Genomic DNA, 14,750 nt, shown 5'->3' with positions numbered 1-14,750 from the left:
GACCGGCTCTACCGAAGGAAAAGTGACATGGCCTCGAACGGAACGGCTGCCTCCGACGCAGTCGTACGGGTGGACGATCTGCGGGTGACCTTCCCGACGATGGACGGTGACGTCCACGCGGTGAAGGGTCTCTCCTTCGAGGTGCCCGCCGGAGGCGCCCTGGGGATCGTGGGCGAGTCGGGTTCGGGTAAGAGCGTGACCTCGCTGGCCCTGATGGGTCTGCACCGTGGCAGTCGGGCGCAGATCACCGGCTCCATCGAGGTGGCCGGGCAGGACGTGGTCACCGCCACCGACAAGCAGCTGCGTCGGATGCGCGGTAACGACATCGCGATGGTCTTCCAGGACCCGATGCAGTCGCTGCACCCGCAGTACACCATCGGCAACCAGCTCATCGAGGCCTACCGGGTGCACCACCCCAAGGCCCCCAAGGCGGAGGCCCGCAAGCGCGCCGTCGAGGCCCTGGAGCGGGTGGGGATCCACGAGCCGGAGAAGCGGATCAATTCGTATCCGCACGAGTTCTCCGGTGGTATGCGTCAGCGTGTGGTCATCGCGATGGGGTTGATGTGCGATCCCAAGGTGTTGTTGGCCGACGAGCCGACCACCGCCTTGGACGTGACGGTGCAGGCGAGGATCCTGGATCTGCTCGACGAGCTCCGTCGTGATCTGGGGATGGCGTTGATCCTGGTCTCCCACGACCTGGCCGTGGTGGCCGGTTCCGTGGACGAGGTCGTCGTCATGCGCCACGGCCAGGCCGTCGAACGCGGCGACGTGCGCAAGGTGCTGTCCGAGCCCGAGCACCCCTACACGCAGGCGCTGCTGGACGCGGTCCCGCGCGTGGAGGTCTCCCGGGCCCAGCGCCGCGCCCAGGACCGCGCCGACCGCCTCGAGCGCGACAAGCGGCAGGGCAAGGTCACCGAGGCCGGTGACTTCAAGGCCTTCACCCCGGCCGAGGACGAGGACCGGGGCGAGCCGCTGCTGCGCGTCCGGGACGTGGCCCAGCGCTTCAAGGTCCGTGGCGGTATGTGGGGTCGTTCGACGGACTTCTGGGCGGTCAAGGGGGTCGGTTTCGACCTCTACAAGGGTGAGACCCTGGGCGTGGTCGGTGAGTCCGGGTCGGGCAAGAGCACGCTCTCGCGCATGATCATGCGGCTGCTGGAGCCCACCGAGGGCACCGTGGAGTTCGAGGGCCAGGACATCACCCACCTGTCGGAGCACCGGCTGCGGCCGCTCCGCCGGGACATCCAGATGGTGTTCCAGAACCCCTACTCCTCGCTCAACCCGCGTCTGACCATCGGTGAGAGCATCGGCACCGCCCTGAAGGTCCAGGGGGAGCGGGACGGAAAGAAGATCCGCGCGCAGGTGCAGGAGCTCCTGGCGCGCGTGGGCCTGGAGCCCGATCACTACAACCGGTTCCCGCACGCGTTCTCGGGTGGTCAGCGGCAGCGGATCGCGATCGCCCGGGCGTTGATCCTCAAGCCGAAGCTGATCATCTGCGACGAGCCGGTCTCGGCGTTGGACGTGTCCACGCAGGACCAGGTGCTGCGGTTGCTGTCGGAGTTGCAGGACGACTTCGGTCTGACCTACATCTTCGTGGCCCACGACCTGGCGGTGGTGCGCCAGGTCAGCGACCGGGTCGCGGTGATGTGCAAGGGCGAGGTCGTCGAGATGGGCGACAGCGACTCGGTGTACGAGAACCCGCAGAGCGACTACACCCGTCGTCTGCTCACGGCCGCGCCGATCCTGGACCCGGACGAGGCCCGGCGTCTTCGCTCCGAGCGTCACGCCGAACGTGAGGGCAAGGGGACGGCCGCCTGATCGAAGGGCGCCGTTCTCCGAAGGGGGCGGTCATGGGGGAGACCCCGTGACCGCCCCCTCTCTTTTCGCATGTCACCGGTCGACGGCCGTGGCGGCCTCCCCTCGTACGAGTGCTGTGTCCCCGTTCGGAGGGAGGTTCACCCCGTCTCCTCGGGTGGGGCGCCTTCGGGTGGGGAGGGCGCGACCGCCGCGTGTACGAAGAGCTCGGCGAGCTCGCGGGCGTAGTCCTCGTGGCGCTCTCTCGGTAGTTCGGCCAACCGGTGGGGGACCGAGCTCAGGGCGGCGAAGAGGGTGTCGACGAACACCTCGGGGTCGAAGACGCGGAACTCCCCGTAACGGGCCCCCTCGGCGAGGAACCCGGCCAGCTCGGCGCGGCCGGAGTCGCGGGTCCCGGCCACGGAGGCGCGCAGCCCCTCGGGCAGGTCGGCGTTCAGGATGTTCTGCCGGGCGGACATCTCCTCGGGGTGCTCGGAGCAGTAGCGGACGTGCCCGCCGACGATGCGTCCCAGGCCGTCGGAGAACCCCTCCAGGGGCTCGGGGCCGCCCTCCATCGCGCGGTCCAGGCGCGAGTCGATGTGGTGCAGGATCGCGGCCAGGAGACGTTCCCGTGTCTTGAAGTGATAGGTGATGAGCCCCGGACTGATGGAGGCGCGTCGCGCGATGCGGGCGAACGAGGCCTTCGAGTACCCCTCCTCCGCGATGGTCTCGATCGCGGCGGTGACGATCTGGCGGCGGCGGGCCTCTTCCACGAACGAGGGCTTCCGGTCGTCCTCGGAGTTGTCTGGTTGCATGTACAGCATCCTATATGTTCAACTAGGAATCAGTCGAACATCGTTGAGGGCGAGGGGTGAGGGTCGTGTCGGTGTCCACAACCGGAACGAGGGCCGTGGTGAGGGCCGGGGTCGGGACGCGCCTGTTCGTCTGGGGCCTGTTCCCCGTGCTGGGCGCCGGAGCGGGGGTGCTCCTGTCCCTGGCGCCCGGATGGGCGACGCGGCTTCCGGGCTGGGTCCACGCCCTGCCCATGATGCCCGGGGCCGAACAGATCGCACTGCTCGCCGGTCTCCAAGGGGTCGTGCTCACCTCGATCCTGGCCGTGGTGGGGCTGGCGGCCGGCCTCCTGCTCGCCCTGACGGCCCATGGGGAGATGGTCGCCGTCGAGGTCTCGCCTCGAGGCGCCGTGCTGACCTCCTCCGAGAGGCGTGAGGAGTACGCGCGAGAGGACATCGGGGCGATCTTCGTCGACGGTCACGACCTGGTCCTGCTCGACACCCGCACCGCCGAGCTGGGGCGATGGCGCACCGATCACCCCGAGCGGCGACTGCGGGAGGCCTTCGTCGCCCACGGCCACCCCTGGAACGAGGGCGACCCGTACGCGGACGAGTTCCGACGTTGGGCCGACGGCATGCCCGAGCTCGACGGGCACGCCCAGTCCCTGCTCCGTTCCCGGCGCACGGCGCTCAAGGAGAAGGACGCCGAGGATGCGGCGGAACTGCGCGAGGAACTCGCCGCCGTGGGGATCCTGGTCCGTGAGGAGGGGCATCGGCAGTACTGGCGCCGGGCCCGGCCGTGTGTGGAAGGGACGAAGGGCGAGCACGGGAATGAAAACGGTTTTCTCTCGGTTGACGGGGGCGACACCGATCAGGGAGGCGCACATGGCACGCGATGACGTTCGACCCGTCACCAGGCTCAAGTCCACCGGGGGCACCGGCACCACCTACGTCACCCGTAAGAACCGGCGTAACACCCCCGACCGTCTGGTCCTGAACAAGTACGACCCGGCGCTCCGCCGTCACGTCGAGTTCCGCGAGGAACGCTGAACCACGGCCGAGCCCACCCGAGGAGGGACCCACATGAGAACCGGAATCCACCCCGAGCTGCGTCCCGTCGTCTTCCGTGACCGGGCCGCGGGCTTCTCCTTCCTGACCCGGTCCACCATGACCGGCGACAAGACCGTCACCTGGGAGGACGGACGTACCTACCCGCTGGTCGACGTCGAGATCTCCAGCGCCGGCCACCCCTTCTACACCGGTGACACCCGTGTGGTGGACACCGCGGGCCGGGTGGAGCGCTTCCGCCGCCGCTACCGGGACCGGTGACCGTCACGGGACGGCGGGACGTCCCGAGCCGCACCCGAACCGCGTCGACGCCGCCGGCACCGCCCGGCGGCGTCGTCATGCCGGGATCCCACCGCGGTGAAGGGACGAAACACCACCACCCCTGACGTCCGTAACCCGAAGGGTCGGGCAGGCTTGTCCCTGTGACAACAACCCCGACCGACGTTCCCGCCCCCGCCCCGGGGCGCACGGCAGTGAGCTCCCCGCGCAGACCCGTCGACCTGCTGACGGCGATCGCCGGCCTGATCCTGGTCGTGCTGTTCCTGATCCTGGTCAGCGACGCGATCTCCGACGGCGCCCCCACGGACGACGCCTCCCAGCTCCGAGCGGTACTGCCGAGGGGGTCGCTCTTCGTCGTCTCCCTGAGCGCCAACCTCCTGCTCATCGTCCTGATCTCCTACGTCGTCCTGCGCACCCTGATCGTCGCCGGGCCGCGCGACGTGCTGCGCCCGCTGTTCGGCGCGGTCACGGCCTACGCCATGACGTCCTACGTCAACGCGCAGTTGGAGATCGCGACCATGGGGGCGGCCCCGTTGCCGGGGCTGCCCGACGACGTCCTCACCGCCGCCACCCTGGGCTACGTCGCGGCCGGGATCGCGTTCACCCGGACCATGCCCACCGGGCAACCGCGGGTGCGCTCCCTGTTGTGGGGCACCAACGCCCTGATCGCCGTCATCGCGATCATGGCCGGGGTCAGCAGCATCCTCGCCGTCCTCTTCACCGTCCTCGTCGGGTTCACCTGCGCCGCTCTGGCCGACTACGTCGTCGGTACCCGGGTGACCCCGCCGGACATCGAACGAATCCGGGACGAACTTCGCCGTTTCGGTCTGATCGCCGACCACATCACCCCCTCGGGCACGGATCGCGAGGGGGACCCCCTCTACCTCGCCGATCTGGACGACGGAGGTCGTGCCGAGCTCACCGTCCTCAGCACGGAGAACGGCGACGGGTTCTGGCGACGCCTGCGAGACCTGCTGCTCCTGCGAGGACCCGTCGCGCCGCGCATCCTCTACGGCTCCCGCAGACGCGCCGAGCACGCCGCCCTGATGAGCGCCTCGGCCCGTGACGCCGGGGTGCGCGCGCCCCGGGTGCTGGCCCTGGGGGAGCTCTCACCCGGAACGGTCCTCCTGGCCCGCGAACGCGCCCGGATCCGTTCCCTGGACACGCTGGAGGCCTCCGAGGTCACCGACGCCCTCCTCGCCGACCTGTGGCGGACGCTCATCATGCTCCACCGGCGCCGCGTCGCCCATGGAGACCTGAACGGGACCACGGTCGGGGTACGTGACGACCTCCCCGACGGCGTCCTGGAGGCCGCCCTGACCGGCTTCGACCACGGCTCCGTGGCCGCCCCTCCTCTGCGCACATCTCTGGACACCGCCGCGATGCTCACCCTGCTGGCCTCCCACGTGGGCGTCGAACGCGCCGTGGACTCGGCGGTCCGGGCCCTGGGGGTGGACACCACCGCCGCCGTCCTGCCCCTGCTCCAACCCCCGGGTCTGCCGAACGGTCTGCGCTCCGATCTGCGCCGCCGCGACCGGGGGCTGCTCGCCCGCCTGAGACGCCACCTCGCGACGATCGCCCCCCAGGCCCCCGCCGAGCCGGCGCGGCTGGAGCGGATGCGTCCGCGCACCATCGTCAGCGTGGTCGTGGCCACCGCCGTCGGCCTGATCCTCGTCTACCAGCTCGCCGGGGTCGACCTGGCCACGATCCGCCACGCCGATCCGTGGTGGGCCCTGGCCGCGTTCGCCATGGCCACCACCTGCATGATCGCCGCGGCCATGGTGCTGGTCGGTTTCGTGCCGGCCCCGCTGCCCTGGTGGCGGACGGTCCTGGTGCAGTACGCCGCCTCCTTCGTGCGGATCGCCGCCCCCGCGGGCCTCGGATCGATCGCGATCAACGGCAGGTACGTCATCAAGGCGGGGGTGCCCACGCCCCTGGCCCTGTCCGCGGTGGGGCTCACCCAGCTGGTGGGTTTCCTCGTGCACGTCCCCCTCCTGCTGATCTGCGCCTACCTCACCGGAACCTCCTACTGGAGCGGGTTCACCCCTTCGCCGACCGTCGCCGTCATCAGCATCCTGGGCACCGCCGCCGTGGCCGCAGTGCTGCTGCATCCCCGGATGAGGCGGGCCGTCACCAAGAGGCTGCGCCCCTATCTGAGCGGGGTCCTGCCCCGGCTGCTGGACATGTTCCAACGCCCGCTGAGCCTGCTGCTCGGCGTGGGCGGCACCGTCCTGCTGACCGTGGCCTTCGTCCTGTGCCTGCACTTCTCGGTCCTGGCCTTCGCCGACCCCGGACTCCAGGTGGACCTGGTCGCCGTCGCCGTGGTCTTCCTGGCCGGCAACGCGATCGGTTCGGCCGCGCCCACCCCGGGCGGGCTGGGGGCGGTGGAGGCCGCGCTGATCGGCGGGCTCACCGCCGTGGCCGGGATCCCCGCGGCGGTGGCCCTGCCCGCCGTCCTGCTGTTCCGGGTGCTCACCTTCTGGTTCCCGGTGCTCCCCGGCTGGGCCGCCTTCCTCCACCTCCAGCGCCGCGAGGCCATCTGACCGCACCCGGGGGCGGGGAGTTCCACGCTTGCGGTTGACGCGACGTCAAGATCTAACGTCGTTCCCGGGTCGGAGGTACCGGCCCGAGAAGGGGGACGGATGTCCTGGTCGGTGAGCGAGGTCCGCCGCATGAGCGGGGTGACCTCTCGGACCCTGCGGCACTATCACCACATCGGACTCCTGGAGCCCGAGGACGTCGACCCCGGCGGGCGGCGCCGTTACGGACGGCGTGAACTGCGCCGACTCCAACGGATCCTGCTCCTGCGCGAACTGGGACTGGGCCTGGCCGAGATCCGTCGGGTCCTGGACGACGAACGGGACGAGGTGACCGCCCTGCGCGGGCACCTGAGCACCCTGGAGGCCGAACGCGGACGTCTGGACACCCTCATCGAGACCGTGCGTCGCACCGTCGACGCGCTGGAAGGAGACGACGTGAACGCCATCCGACCCGAGGAGCTCTTCGAGGGCTTCGACGCCGACCGTTACGAGGAGCGGGCCCGGGGCACATGGCCCGAGCAGTGGGAGCGGGCCCGCGCCGCGACCGAGGAGATGTCCCCGGAGGAGGCCGACCGGATGCGGGCCGAGGCCGTGGAGAGGATGGAGCGCATGGCCGTCCACCTGAGGGCGGGCACCCCGGTCGACGACCCCGCCGTGCGCGCGGAGGTGGCCGACCTCCACCGGGGGCTCACCCGCATGTGGACCCCCGACGCGGCGGCCTTCGCCCACCTGGGCCGGGTCTACGCCGAGGAGGGACCCTGGCGCGAGGTGCACGAGAAGGTGGCCCCGGGGCTCGCCGACTACCAGCGCGCGGCGATGGAGGACTACGCCCGCCACGTCCTGGCGGAGGAAGGGGAGCGATGACCTCGGTCGATCGCTTCCGGTGACCTCGCCACCCCCGGGAGCGTCGGGCGCGGTTCCGGCGCACCCGGGGCGGGACGGGGGAATCCCGCCCGGGGCTACCCTGGTGCCCTTCGACCACCACGACGACAGAAGGCACGACCGATGACCGACCTCTCCCGTACCGTCCTGCTGCTCAACGGACCCAACCTCAACCTCTTGGGCACCCGGGACCCCGAGCAGTACGGAACCACCACGCTGGCCGAGATCGAGGAACGGGTGCGCGTCCTCGGCCGGGAACTGGGGGTCGAGGTGGTCTGCGCCCAGAGCAACAGCGAGGGCACCATGGTCGACCACATCCACGAGTCGCGCCACCGGCTGGGGGTGGTGATGAACCCCGGAGCCTACGCGCACTACAGCATCGCCCTGCGCGACGCGATCGACGCCATCGAGGCCCCCGTGGTCGAGGTGCACATCTCCAACGTGTACGCCCGCGAGGCGTTCCGGCACACCTCGGTGACCGCCCCCGTGGTCGCCGGCTACGTGGCCGGCTGCGGGATCACCGGTTACGAACTCGGACTGCGCGCGCTCCTGGCCCGCGACGCCGAACGCCGGGCCTGAACCCCCGGGCCGGGGCGGACGGCGACCCGCCCCGGTCCGAGAGGAGAATGCTGGTGGGGGAATGGTGTGACCTGTGGTGATGCGAGAATCCTCAGGTAGTGGGGGAGGTGGGTGCTCGGTTGTGTCGCGTTGCCCCGCGTGGTGTGCACCCTCCGGGTGCACCACGGCGAGTGAGTGCCAATACAGCGGAATAGAGCAAGCGTTCGAAGAGGTCTTATGTTCACGCTTGTTCGTTTTGTGTGCTTCGGGACCTTTGGAAGACAGATGTTCTAGCGGCAATCGCCCGAGGGCAGGTTGGTCGGTGTTGATGTTGCGAAGCAACTGTAGATGGGGCTGTCCATTGGCCTGTGCGGTGGGCATGTTTCTCTTCGGCGTATCGGCGAAGCGCCCAGGTCGTCGCCTTGGTGGCCAGAATGTCAGTGGCATCGTGCACCCTCGTGTGTGTGACCTCTGATCAAGCTCCCGATCTCGGGACCCCCGCCGCGCTCGAATGTGGACACTTGCCTAGATTGCGAAAAAGGAACGTAAGTGATCTTCATGTGTGGTAATTCAAGGTAAACCGGCGCGGATCCGCCCTTGGGTGGCATAAACACGTGGTTCTAGTGTTGCGCTTGGATCTCCTGTTGCACATGAGTCCAATGTTCCTGGAGTCCCTCTTGTCTGAATCATCTATCCTTTCAGGCCTGCGTGGAGATCCCACGCACATCCGGGTTAGCCCCTCCTACCTGGCGAAGACACCTGGTTCCTGCTCCGCTGCTCGCGCTGTGAAAGCCAGGCCTGCCCTCGTCCCGGACATCGACTTCCCTCGGGGCAGCAACCGCGGCGAAGACTTCGCTCTGGGGCCCGTCCAGGACGGCATCGACCTGATCGAGTTCAGCCCCCACGACCAAGGGCGCAACCGGGGTTACCTCACCACGCAAGCGGAACGGCACACAGGGCTTGCCCGATTCACCGTTCACGCCGTCGCTTCGTATCGTCCCCACACACGGACACTTCAGGACCGGCACCTGCGCCCGGTCCGCGGCCACTGGGTGCTCAATAAGCAAGGGGGGAACGAGAGCGGCGGGACGCTGTGGGAGGCCTTCCACTGGGGGCGTCTGTACGAGAGCCCCGACGGGACCGTGCGTGAATTCCGCTTCCTGCGCATGGGTAAGGCTGATGCGGCACGGCGCAGCAAGGCTGAGACGGCACTGGCCGCGCTCGTCACCGCATACGGCTCGCTTGCTCCCAAACCTCGTGGAAGGGGGTGGCGTGAGCCGTTCCACGTAACACGCCCCAACGCACCAGTGGCCAGAGTGCGCATAGCCGAGATCGGTCTGCTCGACGGCTCTCGCGACGACCTCTTCGATGGAACGTCAGAGGAGGCACACACCCTCTATCAGCGCCACGCGAAAGAACGGGTCCGTGAGGTCGTCAACACGATCACGCCCACGCCGGGGGCGGACTGCGCTTCGTGTAAGCGGCTCCACGTGTGCACGGACCTCCGAAGAACTACCGGTGTCCTGCACGTCCCGCCGCTCGAGGGCCGCCCTCGCCACGTATCGGCATCCGCTCTGCGCTACATCTCCCGATGCCCGGCTCAGGCACACCTCAGGGACTTGCGGCTTCCCAAGGAGCACGAGTACACACCAGCCAACCGTCGTGGCCACGCGGTCCACGCCTGGTTGGAGACCCGGCACGCCGCCGTGGACAGCTCGCCCTGCACTGTCGAGGACATCCCCGAGGACTGGTGGAAGCGGACCGGTCACGACTTGGACGAGGAACAAGCTCGGCTGGGCAGGCACATGATCGGCCACCACACCCAGATCTGCCCCCTGCTCGCCGATGTCACCCACGCTGAACCTGAACCCCCTCTGGCTTTTCTCGACACCGAGGCGAACACGGTCATCCAAGCAAAACCTGACCTTCTCTACAGAGTGGACGGGGTCCTGATCTGGCGTGAGACCAAGACCCTGCACAGTGCACGACTTCGCCACGACAAGCTGTTCCGTAGCTTCCCCCAGCTCGCGCTCGCCGTTGTCCTACTCGCTCAGAGGGCCTTGAACAACACCCCCGAAGACAGCCTGGTGGAGCTGGAAGTCCTCACCAGCGACGGCTGCGACGTGTTTTCTCTCGACCCGGGGGACTCCGCCGAGGTCGAACGTGCCCGAGAGGTCCTCGACGACCTTGCTATGGCTTGGCACCGCGAGCAGGCCTTTCCCACGCGCCCCGGCATTGCGTGCGCCACATGCCCCGTGGCCCGCTGGTGCCCCGATCAGATGAAGGACATCGCTTGACTGACCACTTCTTCACGGGCGAGCGTCTGCTCAGGCTGGTCGCGACCGCACTCATCCGGATGTCACGTGTACGCGAACCCCGAGACCCCGTCTACGACGCCACGGTCCAAAGGGCCTACGACCATGTAGTTCTCGAATGCATGCGTTCCGGGACACCGCCACCGATCAGCGTCCCCGACCTCGTCCGGTGGGCGGCGAGCACCCCTCTGGGGCATTGGCCAATCCAGATCGACGCATCCGTCCCGCCCGAGACGATCCTGCTCGACCCCCATACCCGGACACCCACTCAGCAGTGCTTGGAATGGGCGGTCTCGGCCAAAGACGCAGCGGGAGAACTGTTCGAGAACGAGATCATGTACAACGTTCTCGACCTCGCCCGCGCTAGGGAGGCGCCGGAATCCTATGAGCTCTTCCGTCGCTCGGTCATCAGCGACCCGGTGCTTACAGGACAACGTCGAAGTGAGCTGATTGCGGATCCCGTCCTCAACTTCCTGGACGACGAGATCCGTAAGTCCTGGCAACCGGTCAACCCCCGACACCTGCACAAGGGCACCTACGTGCCCTGCGCGCGCTGCGGACTGCTCCTGGTCCCGAAAGAGGACGGCGGTTGGTTCTGCGAACTCGATCGATGTTCACGAAGTGGGCCGGTGCGTCCGGCAGAACCGATTGACGCAGCGGAACGCACGGGTGTGTACCAGGTGGAGCGCCCCCTGCGCACGTTCATCACAGGACCAGGACTGGCCGAGGTAGACCTGGAGCAGGCTCTGCACGATCTCGATCTGGGCGTACAGATGTGGCCCGACTTCGACGCCTACGACCTGCGCGTCACCTTTCCCCACGGGCCAGTGTGGGCCATCGACGTCAAGGACAGGGCCAACCCCGCCCTCCTCGGTCGGGGAACACGCGCCTTTCCGATACGACCGCCGCACGACCGCGCCTTCCTGGTGGTTCCCGCCTACCGGTTCAAGGACCGGGAGGACTACGCGAGAGTCTTCGACCACCACCTGGACGATGCCATGAAGGGTCGCGTCGAGCTGCTCAGTGACACCGCACTTCTGACTTTGGCCAAAGAGGAGATCAACGCCCATGCGTGACCGTACACAGTGGCGCCAGAACCTGTCCTCTCAGCTCCGATCCAAGTGGCCGGAACAGGCACCGCTCAGCCGTGCTGAAGCGCTCGATGTCGAACTCGGCCTGTACCTGATCACGACCACAGTGCCGGGCTATGCCGCCGCCGACACCTGGACGCTCCTGGGCGGCTACCCCTACAGTGACGTCTTCGCCCCCTTGCTGACCGACGCCAAGCGGATGAGGATTCGCCGGGCCCGCTACTACCTGACCGAGCACACCCGTCCCCACGAGTGGATTCGCGCCCTCGAGGACTACCAGCGTCTCCCCGTCGAGCTGCGCGGATTCGAGGTCGAGGAAACGGGTGGCCCACCCCAACGCAAGGAGGTGTCATGGGCACCGAAGAGGTTCACCGAATTCGAACGGGTCCTGACCACGCCTGTCCCCTTCAGCCGTCGCAAGCTTCCTGTGGCGGGTGCCGGATCCTACCGGTTCAGTACCGGTGAAACCCGCCACGCGGTCACCTTCGATGAGAACCTCCTGCAGCAGATCAACTCGGGTGAAGAGATCCCGGTCCATGACCTGGACGCTCTTCCCCCGGGCAAAGGCGAGCCCATCCGGGTGACACTCGCCCAGCTCAGGGATGCTGCTCATCGCATGGATGAGCTGGAAGCCCTCGATTCCTCCACCAAACCCGGACAGTGGGTCGCACGCCTGAAAAGGGTGGAACTGCTCCTGCGCGACGAAACCGAGGGCCGCTTCCGAGAACAGGGGGAGCAGGACATCTTCACCATCGAAGGTCTGTGCCACCTGGTGGGCATGGTTGGCGCAGGCAAGTCCACCCTCCGCGACATTCTCACCTTCTGGGCCGTCACAGAGTGCGGACTGCGCGTCACCATCGTCGTCCCCGACGTCGCCGAGACACTGCACACTGTTGACCGCTTCACCCGACTGGGCGTGGCCACCGCGCCCGTGCTCGGCGCGACCACCCGAGGCAAGCACCTGCACCGGCAGCACCGCCGGATCGCCAGCGCCGGGGCAGGGTCACTATTGGACCATGACGACCCCTCCTTCGCTCACCTGAGCAGCGCCTGTCCGGTGGACGCCTTGCGCGGTCTCGACGCCACTTCCCCGTTGGAGATCGGTCAAGCACCTTGCCAAGGCTTGTTCCCCGTCGGGACCAGCCAGGCGGTAGTGGACATGGATCCGCTCACCCTGACGGAAGCCGTGGACGAGGACGAGGACGAGGACGAGAAAACCCCGAAACCGCACACCTGCCCACTGTGGAAAGCCTGCCCCCGCCACCACTCCTCACGTGCACTCGTCACCGCTTCGGTGTGGGTCACCACCGCCGCCGGGCTGGTACACAGCGGAGTCCCCGTACAGACCGGCAGCGAACGCCTACGCTATGCCGAGCTCACCTGCCGCCGCAGCGACCTGATGATCGTGGACGAGGCCGACCAAGTCCAGCTGCGCCTGGACGACGCGTTCGCGCCTTCAGCCACTCTGATCGGCAGTCCAACGAACTCCTGGCTGGACGAGGTCGATTATCGGCGCGTATCCGAGCTCGCTGGCCAGAACGGTCGCCTGCACCTGACCAAACGCGATGTGGACGACTGGACGAGCGCTTCAGAGACCGCCAGTAAAGCCACGAACCGGTGCTACTCACTCCTGGTCCGCAACCCCGAACTGCGCGAGTGGATCGCCCAGGACTACTTCAGCGCCCTCACGCTTCACGAATTGCTCATCGGGAGTTGGTTCCCAGATGTCGCCCGCACCCAGGCGGAGACACCACCCGATTCGTCCCGCGCCGCCGCGATGGAGCACGTCGAGAAAATCCTCAATCGTTTCCGGGACGTTCCGCTCGAGGAGCACGAGTCCACGGGAGACGACGACACCATCACACCTTGGGTCAACAGGCTCGTCTACCTGGCTCTGGAGCTGTTGACCTCCGAGCGGTCCACTACCGCCCGCCCACGCCTTAAACAGCTGCTCACCGAGCTGCTGGGAGAAGACGGCGAGGTCACCGCGGAAATCGACACCTACACCGTTCTGTTCGAGTTCACCCTCATGCTCGCCGTCCTGCACCACCGGCTCAACACGATGACCACCCTGTGGCCCCGGGTCGAAGCGGCACTAAACCTTCAGGGCACCTCCAACGTCCTCTCTCGCAGGCCCTCGCGTGACTACGATCCGGTCATCCCCGAGTCCCCGATGGGCAACGTCCTCGGCTTCCAGTTCAAACAGGACGAACGCGTCCAGGAAGGCGGCAGCCGCAGTGGAGAACTGCGCTTCTTCCGCTGCGGCGGTGTCGGACGTGAACTCCTCACAGCCCTACCGCATCTGCCCGAGGTAGACGACCGGCCAGGGCCCAACGTCCTCTTGATGTCGGGTACGAGCTGGGCAGGGCAGTCCACCCGGTACCACCTCCACGTCCCTGTCCACGCCGTGCTGCGCCCCCACAGGGACGAAGTCGCCGCCATCGAGCAAACCGAGTTCGAAAAGCTCATCCTGACCTGGCCGGGCACAGCAGAGCCGCTCCGGTTGTCCGGCAACCCCTCCCAACAGCAACGGGACAAGACCCTCGAGCAGATGCTCAACCGGCTTGCCGTCGGAGACCCCGAGCTCCCAGAGATCCCGAGTCTCTTGGAGCAGGAACTGGAGAACCTACCCAAGGGGCGTAAACGCGTCCTCCTGCTGGTCGGTAGCTACGACCAGGCCACGAAGGCATGGGAACACCTCAACCGGAAACCCGAATGGCGCGGCCGCGTAGTACGGCTCGTCTCCGACGACGCCGACCTGGACGACACCACCATGACGTTGCGCCGAGGCGATGTCGCCGACTTCCCCCGGCAAGACGGACAGATTCTCATCGCACCACTGCTGTCCGTCGAACGCGGCCATAACATCGTCCAGCCCGACGGCCGAGCCGCCATCGGCACGGTGTACTTCCTGGTCCGCCCCCACCCTCGCCCCGACGACATCTCCCTCGCCGTCCAGACCATCCATGACTGGGCGGTCCGCCAGATCCGCGGCCTGGATCCTGAGTTCCGCCAGAGGGCTGAAGAGGCCGGAACCCCCGATCTGGCGGGACGACACTTCCGAGCCAGGGCCCGCAGGGAATGGACCAGGTTGCTCACCCGGCGGATGTCCTGGACCAGCCTCAACAGTACGGAGAAGGTCGCTTTCACCTGGGACCAGCTCGTGGTCATCTGGCAGGTCATCGGCCGTCTCGTGCGTGGCGGCGTCCCCGCTCGCGCGGTGTTCGTCGACTCGGCGTTCTACCCACAGGAGGCCCGCAACCTGATCGACACCCCCAAGACCGGACTTCTCGTGGCCATGCGTGAAGTTCTGCGCCCCTACATCGCCGACGATCCGTCGACGGCGCCCATCGACCGCTCACTGGTCGAAGCACTCTACGGCCCTCTCTACCGGGCCCTCGAAGACTTGGACTGACGAGCCCGCCACCACGAGAA

Annotated in this window: 11 protein-coding genes; 10 read left to right on the top strand and 1 reads right to left on the bottom strand. The window is 67.7% G+C overall.

What is annotated here, in order from left to right:
- Positions 1-27: 27 nt before the first annotated feature.
- Positions 28-1,815: an ABC transporter ATP-binding protein gene (locus tag U9J66_RS05135; protein WP_161111689.1), complete on the top strand. Its 1,788-nt coding sequence runs from the start codon at positions 28-30 to the stop codon at positions 1,813-1,815.
- Between the two features lie 137 nt (positions 1,816-1,952).
- Here U9J66_RS05135 and U9J66_RS05130 read toward each other — a convergent pair whose 3' ends face one another.
- A complete protein-coding gene (locus tag U9J66_RS05130) occupies positions 1,953-2,606 on the bottom strand; it encodes a TetR/AcrR family transcriptional regulator (protein ID WP_326337192.1) in 654 nt (217 codons plus the stop codon).
- A 71-nt stretch (positions 2,607-2,677) separates the two neighbouring features.
- Between U9J66_RS05130 and U9J66_RS05125 the strand changes: the two genes are divergently transcribed.
- The 9 genes from U9J66_RS05125 to U9J66_RS05085 all read left to right on the top strand — a co-directional run bounded on the left by U9J66_RS05125 (position 2,678) and on the right by U9J66_RS05085 (position 14,730).
- On the top strand, positions 2,678-3,481 hold the full coding sequence (locus U9J66_RS05125; protein ID WP_326337191.1) for a YqeB family protein: 804 nt from the start codon (positions 2,678-2,680) through the stop codon (positions 3,479-3,481).
- Positions 3,468-3,632 carry a 50S ribosomal protein L33 gene (gene rpmG, locus U9J66_RS05120; RefSeq protein ID WP_014908936.1) on the top strand — a complete coding sequence of 55 codons (165 nt, stop codon included), beginning with the start codon at positions 3,468-3,470 and terminating at the stop codon, positions 3,630-3,632. Before U9J66_RS05125 ends, rpmG begins: the two co-directional genes overlap by 14 nt.
- Before the next feature lie 33 nt (positions 3,633-3,665).
- Positions 3,666-3,911, top strand: a complete 246-nt coding sequence (locus tag U9J66_RS05115) for a type B 50S ribosomal protein L31 (protein ID WP_014911327.1) — start codon at positions 3,666-3,668, stop codon at positions 3,909-3,911.
- Positions 3,912-4,123: 212 nt separating this feature from the next.
- Entirely contained in the window at positions 4,124-6,472 is a 2,349-nt protein-coding gene (locus tag U9J66_RS05110; protein WP_326337407.1) for a lysylphosphatidylglycerol synthase transmembrane domain-containing protein, read from the top strand.
- Positions 6,473-6,571: 99 nt separating this feature from the next.
- A complete protein-coding gene (locus tag U9J66_RS05105; protein ID WP_326337190.1) occupies positions 6,572-7,333 on the top strand; it encodes a MerR family transcriptional regulator in 762 nt (253 codons plus the stop codon).
- 141 nt (positions 7,334-7,474) lie between these two features.
- On the top strand, positions 7,475-7,930 hold the full coding sequence (aroQ, locus tag U9J66_RS05100) for a type II 3-dehydroquinate dehydratase (protein WP_014908156.1): 456 nt from the start codon (positions 7,475-7,477) through the stop codon (positions 7,928-7,930).
- A gap of 611 nt (positions 7,931-8,541) precedes the next feature.
- Positions 8,542-10,206: a PD-(D/E)XK nuclease family protein gene (locus U9J66_RS05095; RefSeq protein ID WP_326337189.1), complete on the top strand. Its 1,665-nt coding sequence runs from the start codon at positions 8,542-8,544 to the stop codon at positions 10,204-10,206.
- A complete protein-coding gene (locus U9J66_RS05090; protein ID WP_326337188.1) occupies positions 10,203-11,300 on the top strand; it encodes a restriction endonuclease-related protein in 1,098 nt (365 codons plus the stop codon). Before U9J66_RS05095 ends, U9J66_RS05090 begins: the two co-directional genes overlap by 4 nt.
- On the top strand, positions 11,293-14,730 hold the full coding sequence (locus tag U9J66_RS05085) for a signal recognition particle (RefSeq protein WP_326337187.1): 3,438 nt from the start codon (positions 11,293-11,295) through the stop codon (positions 14,728-14,730). Before U9J66_RS05090 ends, U9J66_RS05085 begins: the two co-directional genes overlap by 8 nt.
- The last annotated feature ends 20 nt before the right edge of the window (positions 14,731-14,750 follow it).

This window comes from Nocardiopsis sp. LDBS1602, assembly GCF_035818715.1.
In the GTDB taxonomy this organism is placed as follows: Bacteria; Actinomycetota; Actinomycetes; order Streptosporangiales; family Streptosporangiaceae; genus Nocardiopsis; species Nocardiopsis alba.
The sequence above is the reverse complement of the archived record's forward strand: the minus strand, read 5'-3'. Positions and strand labels throughout refer to the sequence as shown.